This window comes from Cyanobacteriota bacterium, assembly GCA_025054735.1.
In the GTDB taxonomy this organism is placed as follows: domain Bacteria; phylum Cyanobacteriota; class Cyanobacteriia; order SKYG9; family SKYG9; genus SKYG9.
In genome coordinates, this window is sequence record JANWZG010000391.1 from 1 (window position 1) to 3,690 (window position 3,690).

Here is a 3,690-nt window from a genome sequence, read left to right on the forward strand (position 1 = left end):
CCCAGCCACTGGGGTACTGATGCTAAACCATTACCGGCAACCCAAACGGACACCCTAACGGGATGAATGTAGCAAACGGCACGGGCAATAGCTACCGTGTGCTCGGTCATTTCTCGGTGCAATCGCGCTGCACCCTCAGCTCCCAATATGGGAACTAGACGAGTCTTAACCTTACCAACTGTCGGATAGCGTGTAAAAATCAGGAGGCAATCGCCCATGCAAGCCCTTAACTCAGGAAACTCTGGAGGTTTGCCACTACTGTATCAACAGTACTTACTGCATCCGTAGATCTACGGGAGGCATTCACGTCAGCCTCTACTCGTTGCACGACCTCCGGAGGTAACCCCAACAAGTTCACTAGGTTCTGGTAAGCCGCAGCCTCTTCCTCATTGACGATCGGCTCATCTGGTGTGCGTGCGCTAGAGCAAATCACTTCATAGCCTAAACGCAAGACCAACTCCCGCTCTTCCTGGGTTTGCAGTTTAGGAATAACTTCCTCCAAAGGTAGATTCTGCACCATGTATTCACGCAGTTCTGCTTGCAACTGCTGTTGTTGTTCAGTACTGCCAGCAAATAGTTGACTGAGCCGACTGATCATCACATCAATTTCTTCTGTCGCCAAGTGACCATCTGACCAAGCCATTGCAGTTACAACGCGCAGTAAGTTCATCTGGCGGGGAGTAATTCCGGGAGGAGGTTGCAGCGACATTGAATTTCTCCTAAAACGATAAAATCCCGTAAGGTAATCGTTACGCTATCACACTGTCTACAAATACCTGAGGATTTTGGGAATCCTTTAACAAATATTGGAATCTCTTAACAAATAGAGGTGATTGTGTTATCGAAGACAGATGAAGGCATTGTCTCATTAAGAAGCTTTATCCTTCAGCGATCGCTTACCATTATTCCTGATTGCCTTTAGTACCTGTAATTAGTGCGTGTAAACAGTAGAAAATCGTTCGGTTATCCTACATACTGCACCTGTTTTGATTTTAGTGAAATCAGGGCATGATAGAGAGTAACGACAGGATCATTTAGAGGAATCACCCATTTGGGGGAACCGTTCACGAGTTTTTGCCGTATATCCTTGAGAGTACAATTCTGAACTTTGTGTAGAAATCTTAAGAAAAGTGTAGTGACTGGAAGATTGTCTCTGGTCAATCTATCTGTAGTGATGAGCTTGGTGTGGGTTGTAGGGTGACAAAGCTGTAATGTAGTTAACCGTTCCTAGAGTCATGAGGTAGTAAATCTTTGAGGATTATGTATTGCTATGGACTTTAACCCACTATGGTAATGATTCCCAAGGTGATGATTCTTAAAGGATTGGACTGAAGTAATGTCTAGGCACCGAAGCAGTTTTCACAGGTAACGACTACAGCAATGGTTACTAACTGTCTGAGTAAAGGTTGACTGAGAGCTTGGAGAAAGTAGCCATTAGCGATGCAAGATATTGACTTTTTCTCTTTCTTGGTTAGTGCAGAGTTCAAATGGCAACTTGCAGATGTCATAAAGTCGACTGATCAAGGCCATCTATTGATTATCCCACCAGTAAAGCTATTGCAGGGAACTTTAATGTAGGAATTATTTGATGCCGACACTATTCTGATTTTTCTACTGGTTTGACTTCACTATTTTTGATTAGCAGCTAACGATGATTAATCTGCGACGACTAATTTTTACCTAACTTCCAAGAACTTTTTAGCATTTTCTTGAGTCTAAGTTTCTGACGTGTAGCTTTCAATCTGACTGGCAGTTAGCAGTAATTACAATGCTAAGCACGTTGCTCTCTGAGGTACTCATAAAAAATCTGCAAGATCTGTCTAGTTTTGTGATTCGATACCGTAACTTTTAACTCACCTGTTGTATTCAATGACTCGGCTATTACCAACAACACTTAAGGGGCCACACTCCTGAATTAGATCCCCCACTTTGACCTAACTCTTTATTTTTGCATCTACATCTGGATATCTTTGTTGAGTTCACTGTAAGCCCATGTCTAACATCAAATCTACACCTAAGGCCGCTACTCCTCCAGCTAATGCGGATATGATTCGTACCTATCTGCATGAGATTGGGCGTGTGCCTTTGTTGACTCGTGAACAAGAAGTTGTCTACGGCAAGCAAGTAAGCCGTATGATGAATTTGCTTAAGGTGAAGGAGGAGTTAACTCAGCAACTGCAACGAGAACCAACTGCGGATGAGTGGGCAGCAGCAGCGAAGCTAAGTGAGGCTGAACTGCACCAAGCAATACATCAGGGCCAACGGGCTAAGCGCAGAATGATTGAGGCAAATTTGCGTCTCGTGGTTGCGATCGCAAAGAAATATCAGAAGCGCAACATGGAACTGCTGGACTTGATTCAGGAAGGCAGCTTGGGGCTAGAGAGAGGCGTAGAAAAGTTTGACCCAGCCATGGGTTACAAGTTTTCCACCTATGCCTACTGGTGGATCCGTCAAGCAATCACCCGTGCAATTGCCCAGCAGTCGCGATCAATCCGTCTGCCTATCCACATTACGGAAAAGCTAAATAAAATCAAGAAAACTCAGCGCGAGCTGGCACAGGTGTTACACCGTAGCCCTACAGCGGCTGAGGTAGCGGAAGCCTTGGAATTGTCACCTGCGCAAATCCGCGAATATCTGAGTATGGCTCGTCAACCAATCTCCTTGGAATTGCGAGTGGGCGACAATCAGGATACGGAACTTCAAGACTTACTAGAAGATCCAGGGCCTTCTCCTGAATCGCAGACTACCCATGAACTTTTGCGGCAAGATTTGCACAACCTGTTGGCTGAGCTAACACCCCAACAGCAGGAAGTCATGACCCTCCGTTACGGTTTGAGTGATGGACGAGAGCTATCTCTAGCTAAGGTAGGCGAGCGGATGAATATTAGTCGCGAGCGGGTGCGCCAGTTGGAGCATCAAGCACTTAATCACCTGCGTCGTCGCCGTCATACCATGCGGGAATACTTGGCGAGTTAACTAGGTATCTATATTCAAGCGTAGTGCGAGGCTGGGGAATTCCTGATTCCTCAGCCTTTTTGTTAGCATTCCACGTGGAAGCTGGGAATGGTTGGCCTAATAACTTGGCCTAATAAGGCTAATAAGCATGTTGCTCATATGCTTCACGGCTGCTAGTTCGACGAGGTGCTGCTAGATGTTGTTAGTTCAACGTTCACTTCGTTGACCTGTCGGCGGCGCAGTTCCACAGACTCAGACCTTGGCAGTAAGTCGAATACTTGGCGCAGAATATCATCAATTTTTTCAAACGGTAGCTGTCCTGGTTCGTTGAGGACGATCGCGCCTGTGCGATCAAAGATAACCGTTTTAGGTACTAGGCCGTTGTAGTAGTATCCTGGCTCTGTAGGGTCGTAGCTAGCTTTGGGTGGAATTGAGTCAGCATTGATGGGAATAAATTCTAGAGCACGTCCATAGAATGCTTGCAGTTGAGAAATGACTGGCGAATATTGTTTACAGTCGCTGCTATCTTCAACATAAAGTACAAGCAATGTGGGTGTATGGCGCTGGAGAGCATCGGCTAAGGTGACTCTTGGTGGTACAAGGGAGCCATTCCCAGCATACAGGGCAAAGATATTGCCATCGAAGCGATCGTCCTGTAACCCTGCTAGGGCGGTCGGCGCACCCAGGCTCAACCACCATGAGACAATTAATGCTAGGGTTAGGGTCAGTAGGGCT

Annotated in this window: 4 protein-coding genes; 1 reads left to right on the forward strand and 3 read right to left on the reverse strand. The window is 46.1% G+C overall.

Annotated elements, in window-relative coordinates; translation table 11 throughout:
- Both NZ772_15590 and NZ772_15595 read right to left on the reverse strand, forming a co-directional pair.
- Nucleotides 1-218, reverse strand: a 218-nt coding sequence (locus tag NZ772_15590; protein MCS6814977.1) for a hypothetical protein, incomplete at its 3' end; no start/stop codon positions are given.
- An 8-nt stretch (nucleotides 219-226) separates the two neighbouring features.
- A complete protein-coding gene (locus tag NZ772_15595; protein ID MCS6814978.1) occupies nucleotides 227-709 on the reverse strand; it encodes a TerB family tellurite resistance protein in 483 nt (160 codons plus the stop codon).
- A 1,283-nt stretch (nucleotides 710-1,992) separates the two neighbouring features.
- Here NZ772_15595 and NZ772_15600 point away from each other — a divergent pair.
- Nucleotides 1,993-2,976: an RNA polymerase sigma factor, RpoD/SigA family gene (locus NZ772_15600; GenBank protein ID MCS6814979.1), complete on the forward strand. Its 984-nt coding sequence runs from the start codon at nucleotides 1,993-1,995 to the stop codon at nucleotides 2,974-2,976.
- 152 nt (nucleotides 2,977-3,128) lie between these two features.
- On the opposite strand, the gene NZ772_15605 is transcribed toward NZ772_15600, so the two are convergent.
- Nucleotides 3,129-3,683, reverse strand: a complete 555-nt coding sequence (locus NZ772_15605) for a thylakoid membrane photosystem I accumulation factor (GenBank protein ID MCS6814980.1) — start codon at nucleotides 3,681-3,683, stop codon at nucleotides 3,129-3,131.
- Between the last annotated feature and the right edge of the window lie 7 nt (nucleotides 3,684-3,690).